The sequence below is a fragment of the Thalassobaculum salexigens DSM 19539 genome (assembly GCF_000423805.1).
In the GTDB taxonomy this organism is placed as follows: Bacteria; Pseudomonadota; Alphaproteobacteria; order Thalassobaculales; family Thalassobaculaceae; genus Thalassobaculum; species Thalassobaculum litoreum.
On the sequence record NZ_KE384093.1, the window covers coordinates 221,036 to 241,619 of the forward strand.

General features: G+C 67.9%; 24 protein-coding genes. 13 read left to right on the plus strand and 11 right to left on the minus strand.

Going from position 1 to position 20,584, the window contains the following annotated elements; all coding sequences use genetic code 11:
- Window positions 1-111: 111 nt before the first annotated feature.
- Entirely contained in the window at window positions 112-1,146 is a 1,035-nt protein-coding gene (locus tag G578_RS29405; protein ID WP_051244039.1) for a DMT family transporter, read from the minus strand.
- Window positions 1,147-1,300: 154 nt separating this feature from the next.
- Here G578_RS29405 and G578_RS0105330 point away from each other — a divergent pair, with 154 nt between their 5' ends.
- From G578_RS0105330 to G578_RS0105340, 3 genes are all read left to right on the plus strand, one after another.
- Window positions 1,301-3,259 (plus strand): acetoacetate--CoA ligase, encoded by a 1,959-nt coding sequence (locus tag G578_RS0105330; protein ID WP_028793349.1) that lies wholly within the window; start codon window positions 1,301-1,303, stop codon window positions 3,257-3,259.
- A 15-nt stretch (window positions 3,260-3,274) separates the two neighbouring features.
- Complete coding sequence (locus G578_RS24895) at window positions 3,275-4,201, plus strand: diguanylate cyclase (RefSeq protein WP_051244042.1); 927 nt, start codon at window positions 3,275-3,277, stop codon at window positions 4,199-4,201.
- 101 nt (window positions 4,202-4,302) lie between these two features.
- Window positions 4,303-4,587 (plus strand): hypothetical protein, encoded by a 285-nt coding sequence (locus G578_RS0105340; protein WP_028793350.1) that lies wholly within the window; start codon window positions 4,303-4,305, stop codon window positions 4,585-4,587.
- Window positions 4,588-4,599: 12 nt separating this feature from the next.
- Here the strand turns inward: G578_RS0105340 and G578_RS0105345 are convergent, their stop codons facing one another.
- On the minus strand, window positions 4,600-5,529 hold the full coding sequence (locus G578_RS0105345) for a transcriptional regulator GcvA (protein ID WP_028793351.1): 930 nt from the start codon (window positions 5,527-5,529) through the stop codon (window positions 4,600-4,602).
- A gap of 163 nt (window positions 5,530-5,692) precedes the next feature.
- Between G578_RS0105345 and G578_RS0105350 the strand changes: the two genes are divergently transcribed.
- Window positions 5,693-5,932 (plus strand): DUF1127 domain-containing protein, encoded by a 240-nt coding sequence (locus G578_RS0105350; RefSeq protein ID WP_051244043.1) that lies wholly within the window; start codon window positions 5,693-5,695, stop codon window positions 5,930-5,932.
- Between the two features lie 151 nt (window positions 5,933-6,083).
- On the opposite strand, the gene G578_RS0105355 is transcribed toward G578_RS0105350, so the two are convergent.
- Entirely contained in the window at window positions 6,084-6,362 is a 279-nt protein-coding gene (locus G578_RS0105355; RefSeq protein WP_051244046.1) for a hypothetical protein, read from the minus strand.
- Between the two features lie 14 nt (window positions 6,363-6,376).
- Window positions 6,377-7,138: a sulfite exporter TauE/SafE family protein gene (locus tag G578_RS0105360; protein WP_028793354.1), complete on the minus strand. Its 762-nt coding sequence runs from the start codon at window positions 7,136-7,138 to the stop codon at window positions 6,377-6,379.
- Window positions 7,139-7,244: 106 nt separating this feature from the next.
- Between G578_RS0105360 and gcvA the strand changes: the two genes are divergently transcribed.
- From gcvA to G578_RS0105380, 4 genes are all read left to right on the plus strand, one after another.
- A complete protein-coding gene (gcvA, locus tag G578_RS24900; RefSeq protein ID WP_245565619.1) occupies window positions 7,245-8,108 on the plus strand; it encodes a transcriptional regulator GcvA in 864 nt (287 codons plus the stop codon).
- A gap of 232 nt (window positions 8,109-8,340) precedes the next feature.
- On the plus strand, window positions 8,341-9,954 hold the full coding sequence (locus tag G578_RS0105370) for a GMC family oxidoreductase (protein WP_028793355.1): 1,614 nt from the start codon (window positions 8,341-8,343) through the stop codon (window positions 9,952-9,954).
- 34 nt (window positions 9,955-9,988) lie between these two features.
- Complete coding sequence (locus G578_RS24905) at window positions 9,989-10,612, plus strand: MSMEG_1061 family FMN-dependent PPOX-type flavoprotein (protein ID WP_051244052.1); 624 nt, start codon at window positions 9,989-9,991, stop codon at window positions 10,610-10,612.
- A gap of 2 nt (window positions 10,613-10,614) precedes the next feature.
- Entirely contained in the window at window positions 10,615-11,238 is a 624-nt protein-coding gene (locus G578_RS0105380; protein WP_084618705.1) for a DJ-1/PfpI family protein, read from the plus strand.
- A gap of 106 nt (window positions 11,239-11,344) precedes the next feature.
- On the opposite strand, the gene G578_RS0105385 is transcribed toward G578_RS0105380, so the two are convergent.
- Both G578_RS0105385 and G578_RS0105390 read right to left on the minus strand, forming a co-directional pair.
- Window positions 11,345-12,580 (minus strand): class I SAM-dependent methyltransferase, encoded by a 1,236-nt coding sequence (locus tag G578_RS0105385; protein ID WP_028793357.1) that lies wholly within the window; start codon window positions 12,578-12,580, stop codon window positions 11,345-11,347.
- Between the two features lie 7 nt (window positions 12,581-12,587).
- Window positions 12,588-13,658, minus strand: coding sequence for an asparaginase (locus G578_RS0105390; protein ID WP_028793358.1), 1,071 nt, complete (start codon window positions 13,656-13,658; stop codon window positions 12,588-12,590).
- A gap of 109 nt (window positions 13,659-13,767) precedes the next feature.
- Between G578_RS0105390 and G578_RS0105395 the strand changes: the two genes are divergently transcribed.
- Entirely contained in the window at window positions 13,768-14,364 is a 597-nt protein-coding gene (locus G578_RS0105395) for an RNA methyltransferase (RefSeq protein WP_028793359.1), read from the plus strand.
- An 8-nt stretch (window positions 14,365-14,372) separates the two neighbouring features.
- Here G578_RS0105395 and G578_RS0105400 read toward each other — a convergent pair whose 3' ends face one another.
- Together G578_RS0105400 and G578_RS0105405 are read right to left on the minus strand one after the other, a co-directional pair.
- Window positions 14,373-15,041, minus strand: coding sequence for a ChrR family anti-sigma-E factor (locus tag G578_RS0105400; RefSeq protein WP_169400824.1), 669 nt, complete (start codon window positions 15,039-15,041; stop codon window positions 14,373-14,375).
- Window positions 15,034-15,606, minus strand: a complete 573-nt coding sequence (locus G578_RS0105405) for a sigma-70 family RNA polymerase sigma factor (protein WP_028793361.1) — start codon at window positions 15,604-15,606, stop codon at window positions 15,034-15,036. Before G578_RS0105405 ends, G578_RS0105400 begins: the two co-directional genes overlap by 8 nt.
- A gap of 322 nt (window positions 15,607-15,928) precedes the next feature.
- On the opposite strand from G578_RS0105405, the gene G578_RS0105410 reads away from it, so the two are divergent.
- Window positions 15,929-16,456, plus strand: a complete 528-nt coding sequence (locus G578_RS0105410; protein WP_028793362.1) for an invasion associated locus B family protein — start codon at window positions 15,929-15,931, stop codon at window positions 16,454-16,456.
- Window positions 16,457-16,523: 67 nt separating this feature from the next.
- Window positions 16,524-17,699 (plus strand): dual-specificity RNA methyltransferase RlmN, encoded by a 1,176-nt coding sequence (rlmN, locus tag G578_RS0105415; protein WP_028793363.1) that lies wholly within the window; start codon window positions 16,524-16,526, stop codon window positions 17,697-17,699.
- Window position 17,700: 1 nt separating this feature from the next.
- Here rlmN and G578_RS0105420 read toward each other — a convergent pair whose 3' ends face one another.
- Window positions 17,701-18,042 (minus strand): hypothetical protein, encoded by a 342-nt coding sequence (locus tag G578_RS0105420; RefSeq protein ID WP_051244062.1) that lies wholly within the window; start codon window positions 18,040-18,042, stop codon window positions 17,701-17,703.
- Between the two features lie 212 nt (window positions 18,043-18,254).
- Between G578_RS0105420 and G578_RS0105425 the strand changes: the two genes are divergently transcribed.
- Window positions 18,255-18,986 (plus strand): Bax inhibitor-1/YccA family protein, encoded by a 732-nt coding sequence (locus G578_RS0105425; RefSeq protein WP_038013670.1) that lies wholly within the window; start codon window positions 18,255-18,257, stop codon window positions 18,984-18,986.
- A gap of 202 nt (window positions 18,987-19,188) precedes the next feature.
- The gene (locus G578_RS0105430; RefSeq protein WP_028793366.1) at window positions 19,189-19,620 is read left to right on the plus strand and encodes a hypothetical protein; all 432 of its coding nucleotides are present in this window, start codon (window positions 19,189-19,191) and stop codon (window positions 19,618-19,620) included.
- A gap of 12 nt (window positions 19,621-19,632) precedes the next feature.
- On the opposite strand, the gene G578_RS0105435 is transcribed toward G578_RS0105430, so the two are convergent.
- Window positions 19,633-20,130 (minus strand): hypothetical protein, encoded by a 498-nt coding sequence (locus G578_RS0105435; protein WP_028793367.1) that lies wholly within the window; start codon window positions 20,128-20,130, stop codon window positions 19,633-19,635.
- Window positions 20,131-20,152: 22 nt separating this feature from the next.
- On the minus strand, window positions 20,153-20,512 hold the full coding sequence (locus G578_RS0105440; RefSeq protein WP_028793368.1) for a hypothetical protein: 360 nt from the start codon (window positions 20,510-20,512) through the stop codon (window positions 20,153-20,155).
- Window positions 20,513-20,584: the final 72 nt, after the last annotated feature.

Genomic DNA, 20,584 nt, shown 5'->3' on the forward strand with positions numbered 1-20,584 from the left:
TTCAGGAAGGGGAAGGGGGCCTTCGGGTCCCCTTTTCCTTTTGGCGCGGTGGTTGGGGGAGCGGCTTGATCCTGATGCAAATCAGGATCAGCGCTCCGGCCGTCGCGCGGATCACGCGCTCGGCGGCTGCCCATTGCCGGTATCCACCGCCACCGGTGCCGGCGCCTGGACCGAGGCCTTGGCCGCCGGCTTCTTCCCCAGCTTCGCCTCGCGCAGGGCGATGTAGAGCGTGCTGGCGACGATCAGCACCGCGCCGGCGAGCGTGTTCAGCGTCGGAATGTTGCCGAACAGCACATAGCCGAAGATCCCGGCGAACAGCAGCTGGGAGTACTCGAACGGCACCACCGCCGTCGCCTCGCCGACCCGGAAGCCCCGGATCATGCAGAACTGGCCCGAGGCGCCCAGCGAGCCGATCAGCACCATGAGTCCGAACTCGGCCCAGGTCGGAGCCTGCCACACCAGGGCCGCCGGCACCGTCGAAGCCAGTGTGGAGACGATGCCGAAGGTGAACAGGATGGTCAGCGGCGCCTCGGTCGCCGACAGCCGCTTCACCAGAACCACCACCACCGCGACGCAGAGCGTGCCGGCCAGCGCCGCCGCCATGGCCGGGTCCAGGCCGTTCTCCCCCGGGTTGATCATGATCAGCACGCCGAGGAAGCCGATGATCGTCGCCGACCAGCGGCGCCAGCGCACCACCTCCCCCAGGAACAGCACCGCCAGGATGATCATGAACAGCGGCTTGGCGAAGGTGATCGCCGTCGCGTCGGCCAGCGGCAGGTGGGTGATCGCGTAGAAGCCGCAGAACATCGCCACCAGCCCGGTCAGCGAGCGCACGACATGCAGCACCGGCCGCCGGGTTCTGAACACATGCGGCCCGGCCCGGACCATGAAGGGCAGGATCACCAGCAGGCCGACCAGGCAGCGGAAGAACGCGATCTGGAAGATGTCGAGCCGCGCGCCGACCGTCTTCACCGCCGCCGACATGATCGAGAACAGGATGGAGGCGGCCAGGATCCAGAACGCGCCGCGCACGTTGCCGGGCAGGGCGAGCCACCAGTCCAGCCATCCCCGGCGCCACGCAGGTTCCGCCGGCGGCTTCAGGGTGGGATCGGGGCGGGATGTCGGCGCGTCGGCGGAGTCTGGCATGGCTGCCGTCACAATAGTCTGCTGCACTGCGATAACAACTGCGATAACAGGCGCTCGCCTACATGGCAGCGTTGCGCGTGTCCGGTGCTGACGATACGAATGGACCGGACATTCCGGCGGGGACGGCCGGGAGAGGCACTTACCGGAGGGAACGATGACCGACGCGGTCACCAAGCTGTGGGAACCTTCGCCTGACCGCGCCGCCGCGGCGCAGATCACCGCCTTCATGCAGAAGGTGAATGCCGACAGCGGCGCCGGGGCCAGCGATTACGACAGCCTGTGGCAGTGGTCGGTCGACAATCCGGAAGTGTTCTGGTCCGCCCTGTGGGATTTCGGCGGGGTCGTCGGCGAGAAGGGCGCGGTCATCCTCTCCGACCCGACGGCCATGCCGGGTGCGAAGTTCTTCCCCCAGGGCAAGGTTAACTTCGCCGAGAACCTGCTGCGGCGCAGCGGGGACGGCGACGCCCTGGTGTTCTGGGGCGAGGACCAGGTGAAGCTGCGCTATTCGTGGGACCAGCTCCGCGAGCAGGTCGCCAGGCTGGCCGCGGCGTTCAAGGCCGAGGGGGTCGGGCCGGGCGACCGGGTCGCCGCCTTCATGCCGAACATGCCGCAGACGATCATCGCCATGCTGGCCGCCACCTCGCTGGGGGCGGTGTGGTCCTCCTGCTCGCCCGATTTCGGCGTGCAGGGCGTGCTCGACCGGTTCGGCCAGATCGAGCCGACGGTGCTGGTCGCGGTGGAGGGGTATTTCTACGCCACCAAGACCCATGACATCCGCGACAAGGTCGCCGCCGTCGCCGAGCAGCTTCCGACGCTCAAGCGCGTGCTGGTCGTCCCCTATACCGATGCCGACCCGGATCTCTCCGGCATCCGGCACGCGGTGCTGTGGGACGCCTATCTCGGCGAGGGGGCGGCGCCCGAGCTGACCTTCACCCGGATGCCGTTCAACGACCCGCTCTACATCATGTTCTCGTCCGGCACGACCGGCGTGCCGAAATGCATCGTGCACGGCATCGGCGGCACGCTGCTGCAGCACCTGAAGGAGCACAAGCTGCAGAGCGACGTGCGGCCGGGCGACCGGGTATTCTATTTCACCACCTGCGGCTGGATGATGTGGAACTGGCTGGTCTCCGGATTGGCGGCCGAAGCGGCGCTGCTGCTCTATGACGGCTCGCCGTTCCATCCGCACCCCGACATCCTGTTCGACTACGCCGATGCCGAGGGCATGACCCTGTTCGGCACCTCGGCCAAGTACATCGATCACCTGAAGAAGATCGAGCGCAGCCCGAAGACCACCCACAAGCTGGACAGTGTGCGGGCGATGACCTCGACCGGCTCGCCGCTGGTGCCGGAGGGCTTCGACTACGTCTATGCCGAGATCAAGAAGGACATCCAACTCGCCTCGATCTCCGGCGGCACCGACATCGTGTCCTGCTTCGTGCTGGGCAGCCCGATCAGCCCGGTGTGGCGCGGCGAGATCCAGAAGCGCGGCCTGGGCATGGCGGTGGAGGTCTGGAACGACGACGGCAAGCCGGTGGTCGGCGAGAAGGGCGAACTGGTCTGCATCAAGCCGTTCCCCTGCATGCCGATCTATTTCTGGAACGATCCCGAAGGCGAAAAGTTCAGGGCCGCCTATTTCGAGGCCTGGCCGGGCGTGTGGTGTCACGGCGACTATGTCGAGCTGACCGAGCATGGCGGCATGATCATCTACGGCCGCTCCGACGCGGTGCTGAACCCGGGCGGCGTGCGCATCGGCACGGCGGAGATCTACCGCCAGGTCGAGCAGATGCCGCAGGTGATGGAGGCGCTGGTCATCGGCCAGGACTGGGACAACGACGTGCGCGTGGTCCTGTTCGTCCGGCTCGCCGAGGGCGTCAGCCTGGACGAAGACCTGATCAAGGCGATCAAGACCAAGATCCGTAACGGCTGCACCCCGCGCCACGTCCCGGCCAAGGTGCTGGCGGTCTCCGACATCCCGCGCACCAAGTCGGGCAAGATCGTCGAACTGGCGGTCCGCAACGTGGTCCATGGCCGGCCGGTGAAAAACGTGGAGGCCCTGGCCAATCCCGAGGCGCTCGACGAGTACCGCGACCGCGCCGAGCTGGCGGAGTAGGGGGCGCACGGCGCGATGGTCATCCCGGACGCCGCCTCCCACCGCAGCCGTCACGAGGCGATCGTCAACGCCATCGAGAAGGCCGTGCGGGGAGTGGACGACCGGCTGCAGCGGTTCCACCGCTCCGCCGTGTCCAAGGTGAAGCCGGACGGCGACCTGCTGCAGATGGGCTCCCATGGAGCCTCGGAGTTCGGGGCCTGGTACGAGGAGCGGCGCCGGAACCCGCCGCTCGACCAGCCGGCCTTCGAGACCCTGGTGGCGTTGCACGAGGCGCTGCTGAACCACCTGGCGCTGCTGGCCGAGCGGGCCTGGAAGTCCGACAAGGTACCGGTGGAGGAATACGACGCACTGCTGGAGAAGGTGTCGGCCTTCCACGACCACGCCCAGCGGCTGGCCAAGGCGTTCCAGGCGGCGATCAGCGACATCGATCCGCTGACCGGGGCGCAGACCCGCCAGGTCATGCAGCGCGACCTGAAGCGCGAGATCGTCCGCGCCCGCCGTTCCGGCTCACCCGCCTGCATCGCGCTCGCCGATATCGATCACTTCAAGGCGATCAACGACACCTACGGCCACGGCGTCGGCGATCGGGTGCTGGCGTCGGTCTCCACCGCGCTGATCGACAACCTGCGGCCCTATGACAGCGTCTACCGCTATGGCGGGGAGGAGTTTCTGATCTGCCTGCCGGATACCGGACCGGAGGAGGCGCGACGGGTGCTCGACCGGGTCCGCGCCCGGATCGCCAAGGAGGAGTTCGGCGCCGATGACGGCCGCACGGTCGAGCTCACGGTTTCCTTCGGCCTCACCATGCTGAATCCCCGCCGGCCGATCCCCGAACTGGTCGAGCGGGCGGACAAGGCCCTCTACACCGCCAAGCAGGAGGGGCGGAACCGGGTGGTGGTCTGGCGGGCGGAAAAGCCGACGCCGAATGCCGGCGGCGGCTGAGCCGCGGAATCGATAACCCCTTTGAGGCGAAGCGGTTTGCGTCTAGATCTCACGGTGGAGAGCAACGGGGCGTATGCCCCTCGGTGTTGGAGTATGCGGTAATGTTCGATGCGATGCGCTTGAAGGAGCTCGACGGCATGGTCCGCCGGATGGGGGCGATCGTCTCTGTGTTCGAGGTGCGCTCCAGTACCGTCGGGAACCAATCGTTCACGGCCTTCCGCGAACTCATGGACGTTTATATCGACGCCTGCGGCCGCAACATGCGCCAAGGCGAGGACTTCATCGAGAAAGGCGTGCAGCTCAACAGCGACGACATCCTGAAGCTGAACGAGGCCTTCCGGAAGGTGTTCGGCGCCGAACCCATGGGCCTGACCCCGAAGGACTGATCCCGCTCCGGATCAGACCGGTGGGGCCGGCTCGCTGGCGGGCGTGCGGTGGTCGCGCGCAGCTTCCTCGTGCAGCCAGTCGGTAAAGGCCTTGATCTTCGGCCGGTCGCCGGCGTTCTCCGAATGCACCACGTAATAGGCCGACTGGGTCGGCAATTGCAGGTCGAAGGGCTTCACCAGCCGTCCGGCCGCCAGGTCGTCGGCCACCAGCGCACTGCGGCCGAGCGCGACGCCGAGCCCGTCGGCCGCCCCCTGCAGCACCATTTCCGAGTGGTTGAACACCAGGTCGCCCCGGGCGCGGACCTTGACCGAGTCGTCCACCCCGGCGGCGTCCAGCCAGGTGCTCCAGTCCTCCGGCAGGTCGTCATGCAGCAGCGTGTGGTGCCGCAGGTCCGCCGGCTCGCGCAGCGGATGCTCGCCCTCCAGCAGCTTCGGGCTGCAGACCACGAAGACCTCCTCGGTCATCAGCAGCTCGATATGCAGGCCCTTCCAGTCGCCGCGGCCGTAGCGCACGCCCACATCGACCTCGTCGCTGCCGAAGTCGAGCAGGGTGTCGTTGATACCCAGGCGGATCTCGATCGCCGGATTGGCGGAGGTGAAGCGGCCGAGCCGCGGCATCAGCCATTTGGCGGCGAAGCTGGTGAAGGTGGAGACGTTCAGCGCCCCGCTGCGGTCGCGCTGGTGCAGCTTGGCCGTCGCCTGATGCATGAGGTCGAAGGCGTCCCGCATGGCCGGCAGATAGGCCTGTCCCGCATCGGTCAGGAGCAGGGCGCGGTTCTGCCGCCGGAACAGCGGCATGCCGAGCCAGTCCTCCAGTGCGCGGATCTGGTGGCTGATCGCCGCCTGGGTGACGTTGAGCTCACCCGCGGCCTTGGTGAAACTCAGATGCCGTGCCGCGGCCTCGAAGGCACGCAGGGCATTCAGCGGCGGAAGGCGACGCATTAACAGCCCCTTTAAGGATAAGATTATCTAATAGATTGGATGAGAAAGTATCGTTTGTGAGCGGTCGATTCAATCCGTAAATACACTCCCAGACAACGAGTTAAGAGGGCCACCCGCTCTCGTTCGTGATCCGAAATATTAACACTTTGTGAAGGAGGTTCCTATGAGCCGGACCCTGACCCAGACCGCTCGCCCGATGTTCGGGGCCTCCGCTGCGCGCGGAGCCCAGACCTCGATGGCGGATCGCGTTTTCGCCTCCGTCTTTGGCACCCTGACGCTTTGGAGCTCACGTCTGAAGGACCGCGAGACGCTCGCCGACATGGACCCGCGCCTGCTCGCCGATATCGGCGTGACCAGCGACGAGGCCGCGCACGAGGCGAACAAGCCGTTCTGGGCTGCCTGAGGCGACCCGACATAACCGGGACCGGAGAACCCACCCAGGCTCCGGTTCCGTTCCCTGCCCGGGCCGCTTCTGCTCCCCCCTCCCGAAGCGCCTGTGGCAAGTCAGCGGCCTGACGCGAGTCAGGCCGTTTTCTTTTTTGCGCGGTTGTCTGTCAGGCCGCCCCCCGTTTACGGACCATGCGGCCGTGCCGGGCGAGGAAGTCGGAACCCGCCGTGGTCGCATGGATCGTCGCTCCTTCCGCGCCGTCGGTGATCCGGCGGACATAGCCGCGGTCCACCGCCTCCTCCCACACCGGCAGGCGCGGGCAGGAGGTGCGCCAGGCGTCGAGCACGTCGGTGTAGGGCCGGGGACGCTCGGCGATCCAGGCAACCAGGTCGAGCAGCAGACGCTCGACGGTGAACTCGGTCTGTTCGGCGGTCTGTTGCGACATCGCACGATCCTCCGTCATGCGCCGGCGGGCACCATGGGTGCGGCCAGCAGGTAGCCGCCATAGGCGACATAGTACACCGAAATACCCAGGATGATGCGGTCGGCCCAGCGCCGGTACTGGGCGTCGCTCATCGCCTCCAGCACCTTCTTCGACAGGCCGGTGCCGATCATCGACGCGGTGACCGCGACCGCAGCCAGCATCGGGTCGACGCTGGCCGCGTTGTCGATCAGGGCGCCGAAATAGACCAGCTTGAAGCTATGGCCGAAGAGCTGGCAGATCCCCTTGGTGGCGATGATCTGCCGGCGGTCCAGCGCCCCGCCGAGAAAGAACTGGTCGAGCTGCGGTCCCGCCACGCCGGTCAGCAGCATGAGCATCATCGACACCGCCCCCTGACCGATCCCGTGGCCGAAATGCTCCGGCCGGGCGCGCAGATGGGCCGGCACGAACCGGGTGGCCAGCGGCAGGGCGCCGAGGCCGATCAGCGCCAGCGCCTTGCTCGGCACATAGAGCCACAGACTCCATACCCCCACCGCGAGGGCGCAGCCGATCACATAGGCACCGACGATCCGCCAGCGCACATGCGCCCGCCAGATCAGCGCCCGCCAGCCGTTCGACGCCATCTGGGTGATCGCGTGCAGGGCCATGGCCGTCGGCACCGGCAGGATCGCCAGCAGCACGCCGACCAGAACCATCCCGCCCGCCATGCCGAAAATCCCCGACAGGAACGAGGTGCCGACCATGACGAGGGCGATGACGGCAATCAGGACGGGGCTCATGGGCGGGGTCTCCGGATGGTTCCGCCAATCTGCGCGCATTGCGCGAAACGGGCAAACTGGGTTATCTTATGCTAGCGATAGATTTATTGAGGCTAATTTGCGTCAATTGCCATCATTAAATGGCGTAAAAGCCTTTGAATCGGCGGCACGATTCGAGAGTTTCGCCAAGGCCGCCGAAGAATTGAATGTCACGCCGGCGGCGGTGAGCCGGCTTGTCCGTCTGCTGGAGGAGAGCCTTGGGGTGGCGCTGTTCGAGCGTACCCCGAACCGGCTGACCCTCACCGGCGCCGGGCAGAGCTACCGCGCTGGGCTGACCCCGGCTCTCGACCAGATCGCGGCGGCGACCGAACAGGTGACGGCGGCCGGCCGGCCCAAGGTGCTGACGGTCGGCGTCGGTCCGACCTTCGCGATCCGCTGGCTGATCCCCCGGCTGGCCGATTTCTCCGCCGTCGCCCCCGACGTGGAGGTGCGGCTGACCACCGGTGGGGCGACCGCGTCCTTCGGGGCCGACTGGAGCTGCGGCATTTCCCTGGGCAACGGACGCTGGCCGGATGTGAAGGCCGAGGAGATGATCCGGGCGGAACTGACCCCGGTCTGCGCCCCGCAGCTCGCCCGCAACCTGCTGCATCCGCGCGACCTGGCCGGCGTGCGGCTGCTGCATGTGGGCCACGCCGCCGAGGACTGGTCGCGCTGGCTGCAGGCGGTCGGGATCGCCGCCCCCCCGGCCAGCGGCCTGACGCTTGCCTATTACGGCCAGGCCCTGCAGGCGGCGGCGGACGGGTCCGGCGTGGCGATGGGCATCCGGCCGTATATCGACGACGACCTCGCCGCCGGCCGGCTGGTGGCGCCGTTCAAGCAGTCGGTGCCCAAGGGCCAGAGCTGGTACCTGCTGGTGCGTCCGGGCCGCGAGACCGAGCCGTCCTTCCAGGCGTTCAGAAGCTGGATCCTGCGCGCGGTGATGGTGCGGTAAGGGGCGCTTCTTTTTCTTCCACCTCCCCTCTTTCACTCCCCTCCCACCGTCTTCCCGGCCCTGCGCCGGGACCGAGACATCCGCGCGCTGGAGCGTTTCCGGATGAGCCGCGGCACGCGGCGCCCTGGGTCCCGGCGCAGGGCCGGGAAGACGGTGAGAGGGGAGGGGGGGACCATGCGATCCCCGAACTCTCCCTCTTGGCAGGCCCCGGTGGCTGCTGTCGAATGCGGGCATGGAGGAAACACAAAACATCCCGGCGGCGGACTACGTCGTCGTGGGCGCGGGGTCGGCCGGATGCGTCGTCGCCGCGCGCCTGAGTGAGAGCGGAGCCAGCGTCGTCCTGCTCGAGGCGGGACCGAAGGACTGGAACCCGTTCATCCACATCCCGGCCGGCGTGCTCTACATCATGCGCAACGGCTGGGTGAACTGGGGCTACGCCAGCGAGGGCGAGACCGGGACCGCCGGGCGGCCGATCAACTGGCCGCGCGGCAAGGTGCTGGGCGGCACATCCTCGATCAACGGCATGCTGTACGTGCGCGGTCAGCCCGCCGATTTCGACGGCTGGGCCCAGCGCGGCTGCCGCGGCTGGTCGTTCGCCGAGGTGCTGCCCTATTTCAAGGGATCGGAGACCTACGCCAACGGCGGCGACCCCGAGTACCGTGGCTCCGGCGGACCGCTGCAGGTCCGCGACTACGATACCGTGCTGCCGCTGACCCACCGCTTCGTGAAGGCCGCCCAGGAGGCCGGTCATCCGTTCAGTCCGGACCTCAACGGCGCCAAGCAGGAGGGGGTCGGCTATTCCCAGATGACCCGGATCGGCCGGCGGCGCGGCTCGACCGCGCAGACCTATCTGGCCGAAGCCCGGCACCGTAGGAACCTGCGGGTGGAGACCGATGCCACCGCCACCGGCCTGATCCTCGACGGCAAGCGCTGCACCGGCGTGCGGTTCCGCCAGGGCGGGGTCGATCGCGCGATCTCCGCCCGGCGCGAGGTGATCGTCTGCGGCGGGGCGGTGAACTCGCCCCAGCTCCTGCAGATCTCCGGCATCGGTACGCCGGAGCATCTGAAGTCCATCGGCGTCGAGGTGGCCCACGAGCTGCCCGGCGTCGGGCGCAACCTGCACGACCACTACGTGGTCCGCGTCGCCCACCGGATCCGCAACGAGACCTCGATCAACCAGCTCGCCCGGGGCTGGCGGCTGGCCCGCGAGATGCTGCGCTACGCCACCGCCGGCGACGGGGCGCTGACCTTCGGCATCACCAGCGCCCAGGTGTTCAGCCACAGCCGCGAGGGGTTGGCCGCACCCGACATCCAACTGCTGTTCACCCCGGCGAGCTATTCCGTCGACAAGGTCGGCTTCCTCGACAAGGACCCCGGTATGGCGGTTGCCGTCTGTCCGGTGCGCCCGCGCTCGCGAGGCACGGTCCTGGCGACTTCGGCCGATCCCTTCGCCAAGCCGGCGATCCGACCGAACTACCTGGAGGACGACGACGATGTGCGCGTGCTTGAGGCCGGGATCCGCCAGACCCGGGCGATCTACGCGTCGCCTTCGCTGGCGGAGATCAGCATGGGCGAGAAGGTGCCGGGAGACGGCGGCGCGCTGGACCGCGATGCGGTGCGCGAGTTCGCCCGCCACCACGGCACCACGATCTATCACCCGGTCGGCACCTGCCGCATGGGCGAGGATCCGGGCGCGGTGGTGGACAGCCGCCTTCGGGTGCACGGGATGGAGGGGCTGCGGGTGATCGACGCCTCGGTGATGCCGGAGATCACCACCGGCAACACCAACGCGCCGACCATCATGATCGCCGAGAAGGGGGCTGCGATGATCCGCGAGGATGCGTAGTGGCCAAATAACCAAGCGCCCGAAGGGAGGGACCATGCTGCCGGACGACATCTCCTACGTGACCGACGAGGCCGCGCTGCGGGCGATGCATCACAAGATGATGAGCCGCTCCAGCGACAAGGTCATCCGCCGGCTGGACACGCACTGCCGGGACATCCTGGCGCTGGCGCCGTTCTGCGTGATCGCCACCCAGGGGCCGAACGGGGCGGACGTCTCGCCGCGCGGCGACCCGCCGGGCTTCCTGCGGGTTCTGGACGACAGCCATATCCTGCTGCCCGACCGGGTCGGCAACAACCGGCTCGACAATTACGCCAACCTGCTCGCCAACCCGCGCATCGCCCTGCTGGTTCTGGTGCCGGGGATGGGGGAGACCCTGCGGATCAACGGCACCGCCCGGATCACCGACGACCCGCGCCTGCTGGAGCCCTGCGCGATCCGCGATCGGGCGCCGAAGATCGGCGTGCTGATCACGGTGGAGGAGGCCTTCGTGCACTGCTCCAAGGCGCTCGTCCGCTCCGACCTGTGGAACCCGGACAAGCATATCGACCGCAAGCAGCTCGCCTCCTACTCGCAGATGCTGATCGACCATGTGGAGGGCCTGACCGAGGCGGAATCCGAACGCCAGGGTGCGGTCATGGCCGAACGCGGGCTGTACTGACCGTGACCCGGTTCGCGATCCTGGCCTATGACGGTATCGAGCCGATCGACATCGGCGCCACCTACGGCGTGCTGTCCATGGCGAAGCGGATCGTGCCGGATCTGTCGTTCCATGTGGTGTCGAGGGCAGGCGGCGAGATCGTCATGGCCAACGGGCTGCGGCTGATCGCCGATCACGGGTTCGACGAAGCTCCGGCGGCCGACATCCTGATGGTGCTCGGCGGGCCGGGGTGGAGCCAAGCGACGGAGGACCGGGCGCTGCTCGACCATATCCGGGCGTTCCACGCCGGCGGCGGCACCGTGGCGGCGGTCTGCACCGGCGGGATGATCCTGGCGGCGACCGGCCTGCTCGACGGCCGGCGGGCGACCACCAAGCGCGAGATCGTCCCCGGCGAGGCCCGGCCGCTCGATCTGCTGGCCGAGCGTCACGGGGCCGTGGAGACGGTGGAGGCCCGGCTGGTCGACGAGGGCGACGTGCTGACCGGCGGCGGGGTGTCGCTCGGCATGGACATGACCCTCCACCTGATCGCCCGGGAATGCGGTGCGGAGGCGGCGGCGGAGACGGCGCGGATCCTGGAATATTCAACGGCCTGGGAAGCCAACCGACGGTCCTTCGCGGCGGTTTAGGCACGCGCACCCAAAACCACCGCCGTCATCCTGAACGCGCTTCAGGATCTGTGGCGCACCGGCGCCGGAGCGTTGATCCTGATTTGCATCAGGATGACGGTTGCGGTCAGTGCACGGCGCGCACCAGCATCCGGTTGATCGCGTGGAACGCCTCGAACGTGCTGCGGACGTGGTCGGCGAAGCGGGTCGGGTCGCCGGGCTTCAACTGGTCGCGGATGTCGGCCACCATGCGCCGGCCGTCGAGCCGCGCGACGATTGCCGGGGCGATCGCCGGCAGCGGTGCCTGCCACGGCGCGCCGCCGAGATCCGCCTTCAGCACGCCGCCGGAGAGGCCCTTGGCCACCGCGACCGGATCCAGATCGCGCAGCACCAGCACCGCCCCGTCGGCGCCCGGATCGGGGGCGGGCAGATCGGCGCGGGCGGTCGGCAGGGCGTAGACGATGTGTTTGGCCATCGCCCCGGACAGGCGCTCCGCCAGGGCGGCACGGGCCAGCGGGTCGAGGCCGGACGCCGCCTTCCGCAGGGCGGGATCGCTCAGATAGGTGTTCGGGTCGTAGCGCGCCGGCTCGATCCAGCTCCGGATCGCCAACCCGCCCGAGGCGACGAAACCCGCGAATTCCTCGACCCGGTAGGCCCTGTCGCGCGGGTGCAGCAGCAGGTCGTAGAGCCCGGCATCGCCGCCGGTCAGGTGATCGCCGACGAAGGGGTTGCGCTTCAGCCAATGGGTCTTGGGTAAGCCCGCGACCAGCTTCTTGGCCACCGCGACCCGGTCCTTCTCCCGCAGATCGCTGCTGAGCTGGGCCAGCGCCTCCTGCACCGGATAGACGCCGGTGCGCCCCAGCGTGCCGTAGACCATCAGGCCCATGCCGCCCTCGGGCTTCAGCACGTCGGCCAGCGCCTGAAGGCCCGCTTCCGGGCTGTCGAGATGGTGCAGCACGCCGCAGCAGTCGATGTAGTCGTAGGGGCCGGGGGCGATCTCGGCCACCCGCTCGATCGGCCCGTCGGCGAAGCGCAGGTTGGTCAGCCCCCGCGCTTCGGCACGCTTGATGGCGATGCCGCGCGAGGCGGAGGAGATGTCGAGATGCACGACCTCCGCGTCGGCCGCCCCCGCGTCGGCGAGCTGCTGGGCCAGCATGATCGCCGCGTCCCCCGTGCCGCCGCCGGCCACCAGAGCGCGGAACGGCTTCGACAGGTCGAGCCGGCCGGCGAAGACGTAGTGCCGGATCTCGTCCAGATGGCTGGGCGAGCCGGTGATCAGCCGCTTCGCCTCGTCGCGCGGGTCGCGGGCCGGGTAGGGATAGGCCTCGTACTGGGCATGCACACGGGCGTCGGTGTCGCTCACGCGGCCCTCAGAATGCCAGATCGGGGGCCGGGCGGACATGGCCGACCAGGCGGCCTTCCCAGTTATGCACCGGCTGCACCAGCTTGTCGGACAGGCGCTGGGCCATGGCGTCGTCGATCACGCCGAGATGGCGCAGGATCGCGCCCATGGCGGTACTGGCCGCACGGCCGTTGCCGTCATCTGCCTTCAGGCAGATGCCGTAGCCCTTGCCCGGAACGGCACCGGCGAACACGCCCTCGGCGCCGCTCTTCAGCAGGCAGGTCTCGCCGGTCTCCGACAGGATCGCGCTGTTGAACCGGCCGGTGCCGGCGATCAGCAGCGGATGCTTGGCGCAGGCGGCGACGATCCGGCGGGCGGCGGCGGCGCGGGCCGGCGACAGGCGCGACGGGTCGGCGAACTGCGCCATGGCGGTCGCCATGCCCTTCAGCGGTACGCCGTAAACGGGGATGCCGCAGCCGTCATAGCCGGTCGGCACGCCCGACAGGTCGCAGCCGCTCATCTCCTGCATGGTGGCGCGCAGGCGCTTCTGCACCGGATGCTCGTCGCGGATATAGCCCTTGGTCGGCTCGCCCAGATGGACGGCGGTGGTCAGCATGCCGGAATGCTTGCCCGAGCAGTTGTTATGGGCGCGGGTCGGCGCCTCCCCGGCGCGCAGCATGGCATGGGCGGACGGCTCGTGGCCGGGGATCTGCGGGCCGCATTCCAGGTCCTCGGCGGAGAGACCCAGACGCCCGAGCCAGGCGTTGACCCGGTCCACATGCATCGCCTCGCCGGAATGGCTGGCGCAGCACAGGGTCACCTCGTCCTCGCCCAGGTCGAAGGCGTCGGCAGCACCGCTCTCCAGCACCGGCAGGGCCTGGATCGGCTTGATCGCCGAGCGGCCATAGACCAGCCGGCCGATATCGCCCCAGGACACCACCGGCGTGCCGGCCGCATCCGTGACCGCGGCGATCACCCGGTGCACGCTCTCCACCATGGAGCCGCGGGTGACCTCGACCACGATCGGGGCGGCGGCATTCCCGGCATGGACGCGCAGGATGCGGTCGTCCGGCAGGGCGATGGGGGGGGCGTCGTTCATCTCAGGTCTCCGGCGTGACTGCCTCGGGGTCGGGGCGACGCAGCTTGCCTCCACACCCGGCCTGGGGCAAGGTCCGCCGCCGTCAGGAGTGACCAGACCGGGGATCGGTATGCGAGGGTATTTCGGCGTCGGTGCCGACCGGATCAACAAGGCGCAGAACATGGGCGCGCTAATGCGCACCGCCCATGCCTTCGGGGCCAGCTTCGTCTTCACCGTGGGCGAGACCTACAACAGCCGCGAGCTGCGGCACGCCGACACCTCCGGGACGACCGGCAACCTGCCCTATTACCGCTTCGGCTCGCCAGACGAGATGCTGCTGCCCCAGGGCTGCGCGCTGGTCGGGGTGGAGATCACCGACGACGCGATCGAGCTGCCGAGTTTTCACCATCCGAAGAACGCCGCCTACATCATGGGACCCGAGCGCGGGAATCTCGACCCGGAGCTGGTCGAGCGCTGCGAGCACGTGATCAAGATCCCGACCCGGTTCTCGGTGAATGTCAGCCTGGCCGGCGGCATCGTGATGTACGACCGGATGCTGTGTCTGGGCCTGTTCGCGCCGCGGCCGCACCGCCCGGGCGCACCGACCGAACCGGCACCGGTGCCGGCCTTCGGCCCGCCGCTCTGGGTGCGCAAGCAGCGCCGACGCGACCGCAAGGCGGCCGAAGCCATGCTGAAGGACGCGAAAACGGATCGGGGCGAACGCTGAACCGCGCGTCAGCGCGGCATCAGCGGGTTGAGAAGGCGGGAGAACCGGCCGGTGAACTGCAGGCCGCCCTCGACCACGATCAGGCAGAGGCATTCCTCGCCCATCTCGGCCACCGGCGTGTGGTCAAGGTCCGGCGTTCCCACCGCGACATCGCCGCGCCCATAACGGCCGGTGCTGTCGGTATAGGCACCCTTCAGCACCATGGTGCGCTCGACCTCACCATGGGTGTGGGACAGGATCCGCTTGCCCGGCGCGATCCGGATCAGCGAGCTGCGCACGGAATGGTCGCCCAGATCGAGCACGGCTTCGCGCACGCCCAGGCCACGGGTCTTCCAGGGCAGGCTCTCGATCCCGGCGTTGAGATAACCGCGCAGGGGTTCGGGCACGGTCTGCATGGTTTCCGCATCGACCGCGGGCACCGGCGTCGGCGCCTCCTCCCAGGCCTCGTCGAGTTGGGCCATCACCGAGGAAAGGGCATCCTGCGACAGCGCCACGGGCGGGGTCGACTCGATCAACGCGCCGCCGATGGCCTCGTATTCTCGGACCTGGCGCCGGCACTCCGGACAGAGGGCGAGGTGGGTGGCGACCAGCACGGACGCCGCCTGGGAAGCCTTGCCCGCCGCGTAGTCCAGCAGCAGTTCCACTTCGGGATGATGGAGGGGGCCGATGTCAGCCAAGATCTTCAACCTCTCGCCTCATACGGCCGAGCGCCAGGCGAATGCGGGATTTCACGGTACCTAAGGGCAAGTCCTTCTCCGCGGCGATCTCCGCGTGGGACTTGTCATCGAAATACGCCATGCGGATCAGTTCGGACTGCTCCTCCGGAAGATTTTTTATCGCGGTCAGGATGCGGACCCGCGATTGGCGCGCCTCAACCGACCGGTCCGCCTGGGGTTCGGCGTCGGGCACCAGGGCCGGATCGTTGGGATCCAGTTCCGGTCGGCGCTCGCGGCGCAGGCGGTCGATGCGCTTGTTGCGCGCGATGGTGAAGATCCAGGTGCTGGCGCTGGCCTGCCGGCGGTCGAAGCTCTCCGCCTTGCGCCAGACCATGACCATGGCCTCCTGCACCACCTCCTCGGCGGCCGAGCTTTCGGTGCCGAGCCGCATGAGATAGGACTTCAGCCGTGGCGCGAAGTGTTCGAACAGCTCGCCGAAGGCCGCCTTGCTGCGCTGGGTGGCGACCGCCTCGATCAGGGTTTCGTAGGACACCGGATCTGCGTCGATATCGGGGGCGGACGTCATACATCCATGTAACGGGAGCCGTCGGCGCAACGCAACCGCCGCGGCGGGGGCGCCCCCGCCCGCCTGTGTCGATTCGCCCTCGAACCAGCATCGTGCTTCCATGTCCGGTATACGCGGCGGTCCGGAATGCGGATCACCTGGGCTGCAGAGGTCGTCATATATCGCCGCCATTTATCTGCCACATCCATGGATTTGGATCCGGTCCGGTGCTCGGCAATTGAAATCGTCGGGCTGTGGTGGCATCGAAGACGGGCTCAGCGCCCGATCCGCTTCGCCAGAGGCGCCGGATCGGGTCGGGAGCGGGCGCGGAGGGAAATGAGCAATGAGCTGGAACACCCGAGCGATGAAGATGGCCCTGGTGATGATGGGGCTGATGACCGGGGCGCTGGCGGCACAGCCGGCGACCGCCGCTGAGCCGGAGCGGATCGGACGGAACGGCGACTGGACCGCCTTCACCCTGCCTCGGGGCGGCGGCAAGGTCTGTTACATGGCCTCTTCGCCGACCAAGGCCGAAGGCGACTACAGCCAACGCGGCGAGGTCTTCGCGCTCGTCACCAACGATCCGGGCGCCGACATCCGGGGCGAGGTCAGCATCGTGACCGGCTACACCTACCGCAAGGACAGCGAGGTCACCGTCCAGATCGGCGGCGCCACCTTCGAGATGTTCACCAGCGGCGACCGGGCCTGGACCCAGGGGCCGGAAGAGGACGGACCGCTGGTCCAGGCGATGGTGCGGGGCGTCGACATGGTGGTGAAGGGCGTCTCCTCGCGGGGCACGCTGACCACCGACACCTACTCGCTGAGCGGGTTCACCGCGACCAAGGCGCTGATCGACAAGGCCTGCCCGTAAGGCTCGCCGGGGCAGGCTTCTCACAGGACACTTGCGTTGCGCCGGTCTCGGCGCCATTTTGCGCCGCATGACGCAAGCCGACATCACGACCGTCTCGGCCGAACGGGCCGCCGCGGACCTGCGCGCCTTCGCCGCGCGCGGGCCGATGCCGGCTGATGGGCGCGCCGACCTGATCGGGCTGGACCGCGCTGCCCTGACCGCGCTGTTCGCCGAGGCCGGCCTGCCGAAGTTCCGCGCGAACCAGGTCTGGCAGTGGATCTATCACAAGGGCGCCACCAGCTTCGACGGCATGACCAACCTGGCCAAGCCGCTGCGCCAGCAGCTGGCCGAGCGGTTCCGGATCTCGCGGCCGGCCGTGGCGACCCGCCAGGACAGCGTCGACGGCACCATCAAGTGGCTGATGCGCTTCGCCGACGGCAACGAGGCGGAGATGGTGTTCATCCCGGAGACGGAGCGCGGCACGCTGTGCATCTCCTCCCAGGTCGGCTGCACGCTGACCTGCTCGTTCTGCCATACCGGCACCCAGCGTCTGGTGCGCAACCTGACGGCGGGGGAGATCGTCGGCCAGGTGATGCTGGCGCTGGACGAGCTGGACGGCTTCCCCACCGCCGGGACCGACCGCCGGCTGACCAACATCGTGCTCATGGGCATGGGCGAGCCGCTGTACAATTTCGAGAACGTGGCCACCGCCCTGCGCGTGATCATGGACAACGAGGGCGTCGCCCTGTCGCGCCGGCGCATCACCCTGTCCACGTCCGGCGTGGTGCCGATGATGGAGCGCTGCGGCGATGAGATCGGCGTCAACCTGGCGATCTCCCTGCACGCGACCACCGACGACACCCGCGACATCCTGGTGCCGATCAACAAGAAGTGGCCGCTGCAGCAACTGCTGGACGCCTGCCGCACCTATCCCGGCGTGAACAACGCCCGGCGCATCACCTTCGAATACGTGATGCTGGAGGGGATCAACGACAGCGTCGAGGACGCCAAGCGGCTGGTCTCGCTGATCCGCGGCATTCCGGCGAAGATCAACCTGATCCCGTTCAACCCCTGGCCCGGCTCGAACTATGTCTGCTCCAGCGACGAGCAGATCGAGCGCTTTGCCCAGGTGGTGCTGAAGGCCGGCTATCCGTCTCCGGTGCGCACGCCGCGCGGCCGCGACATCCTCGCCGCCTGCGGCCAGCTCAAGAGCGAGAGTCGCAAGCAGACCCGGCGCGAATTGCGGGCCGAGGCGGCGGAGTAAGTCAGCTCTCCGCGGAGTCCACTTCGGCGTCTTCCTTGCCCACCGTCCTGATCCAGTAGCCGGGGCCGTAGTCGGTGGTGATCGGCTTCATGGCGTCGACGATGCCGCCGCGCCGGGCCTCCAGAAGCTGGCGACCGATCGGCTGGAACAGGTTCTGCGGGCCGCCGGGGAACGGATCGCCCAGGGTCACCAGGATCGTACGCGGCGCCCGGAAGCGGTTGCGTTCCAGCATCTGGCGCACGGATTCCGTGGCATGGGGCACGTCGAGGCCGCCCAGATCCAGTTGGTATTCGGCGTCGTCGGGGCCGCTGATCAGGCCGTCCAGCAGGCGTTCCTCATCCATGATCTGGCTCTCTCGTGCTCGGTGGCGGGCATCGGGACCTCGCGATACAGATTCCGATGTCCGGGTACAACCGTTTTGGACTGGTTAAAAATACTTGTGGAAAAGCATGAGAAACCGAGAGATTCGGAGTCATGGCAGTTGAAGCAAGGCCCCGTCGTCCTTACTTTATGCTCGTATGCCGGCTTGGGCCGGGGCAGATGGAGAGGTTCCTCATGAGTTTCGATCGTCAGACGATGTCGCGGTCACAAGCCGATGTCGCCCAATACGACGTCGGTCTGCGCCAGTACATGCTCGGCGTTTACAATCACATGGTCGCCGCGCTGGTCTTTACAGGACTGATCGCGTTCGGCACCACGATGCTTGCCGTTCAGGACGGCATGCTGACCTCCTTCGGGCAGGCGATCTATGCGTCGCCGCTGAAGTGGGTGGTCATGCTGGCCCCGATCGGCATGGTCTTCCTGATTTCCGCGCGGGTCTCGAGCATGTCGCTCTCCGCCGCCCGGATCTCGTTCTATGTCTTCGCCGCGCTGATGGGGCTGTCGCTCTCGTCGGTGTTCCTCGTCTTCACCGGTGAGAGCATCGCACGGGTGTTCTTCATCACCGCCGCCGCCTTCGCCGGTCTGAGCCTCTACGGCTACACCACGAAGAAAGACCTGTCGGGTCTCGGCACCTTCGCGGTGATGGGCGTGTTCGGCGTGCTGATCGCCAGCGTCGTGAACATCTTCCTGCAGTCCACGGCGCTGCAGTTCATGATCTCGGTCGCCGGTGTGCTGGTGTTCTCGATCCTGACCGCCTACGACACCCAGCGGATCAAGGAGATGTACAACGAGATCGACGCCTCCGACGTCGCCGGCAAGAAGGCGATCATGGGCGCGCTGACCCTGTATCTCGACTTCATCAACCTGTTCATGTTCCTGCTGCAGCTGTTCGGCAATCGCGAGTAGTCCTCGCGGCGGCCTCGGCCGCAGCCCGGCCAGGTAGCCCGGTCGGAGCGATCAGGTAAGAATGAACGGCCTCGTCGATTTCGGCGGGGCCGTTTGGTTTTGGTTAAGATCCGCCGTGTTAGGGTGGCAGCATTCGGCTGACTTCCCGGGGGCCATCGCTTAGTATCCCGCGTGCTCAGCAAGACCTGCCGAGAGGGGAGCAATGGCGCAGTCACTGTATGAGGTACACACGCTGAAGGGTGGCCAGTGGGTCATCGATTCGACGTACCCTGACAAGGACACCTCGATCGAGGTCGCCAAGCAGCTGCATGGCGAAAAGCGCTTCGAAGGCATCAAGGTCATCAAGGACACCTTCGATCCCAAGACCGGCCAGGGCAAGGAGCTGGTCGTCTTCGACACCTCCAAGGCCCCGAAGGAACGGTCGGCACCGCCGCCGCCCGCCGCCGCCAAGTCGGCAGAGGCGGCCGCCGCGGCCCCGGCAGCCGCCGCCCCGCGGGCGAAGAAGAAGCCGAAGAATCAGGACGTGTCGGTGGCGCTGAAGGCGACCGGCTGGCTGGTGGCCATCGTCATCGGCGGCCTCGGCGTGCTGTTCCTGATCAACAAGGCGGGGGCGTTGTTCTCCAAGGGTTTCTGAGCCCCGCCGCGTTCAGGGCCACGCGACCTTGTCGGTGCGCACCATCCCGCTTTCCTGAAAGTACGAATCGTAGTCGGTCGGCGGTCCCGCCAGGGCGTGGATCAGCCGGACCAGGCTGAACTGCGCCGTCGGCACGTTGATCGGCGGATCCCAGGAGACCGGCAGCGGCAACAGGCAGCGATGGCGGTCGACGCTGACGATCGTCTCGCGATGTACCAGCCGGCCTTCGTAGAAGATATCCAGGTACAGCGTCCGGGCGTTCTCCCGGGCGAATGGGTGGCCCGGCGGCAGTTCGAAGGCGGCCTGGTCGACCAGTCCGTAAGCCATGGTGATGGCGACGTCCGGCGCATAGGTGAACGAGACCAGATGCTCGTCGACGAGAAGCTGCTCGCGCTTGCCGGTTTCGTCGAGGATCTCGGTGAAGCGGTGGCGCAGGGTCGGCCGGAAGATGGTCTGCCAGTCGGCCACCTTACTGGAAGCGATCGTCGCCAGGAGTTCCCGGATCTGCATGTCGCCGATGCGCCCGTCGGTGTCAGGTGGTTTCGAGCCGGGTGTCGTGCGGATCCCGCTTGGGCCACTCCGGCAGCTTGCGGCCGGTGACCTCCTCCAGGGTGGTGCGGGCGTTCTCGATGATCATCCGCGACTTTGCCGAGATGCGGTCGCAGCCCTGGATGGCGGCGACGACCTCCGGCTGGCAGACGATCAGCATCAGTTCCTCCATGCTTTCGCTGAGATCGACCGAGCCGGCGATGATCCGGGCGTTGCCGTCGCGTTCGTCCGCCGCACCGGTCCAGGACATGGTGCCGATCTGCGAGGGGTTGGCGCCCCGCCGATAGGACCAGAGCTCGCCGTTCGGGCGCATCTTCCAGGGACCGGGCGTATAGCGTGGCACGTTGCATCCTCCCTCGCGGTTCCGGCAATCGTAGAGCGCGGGGGGCCTGGGCTCAATCGCCCAGGGGAATGC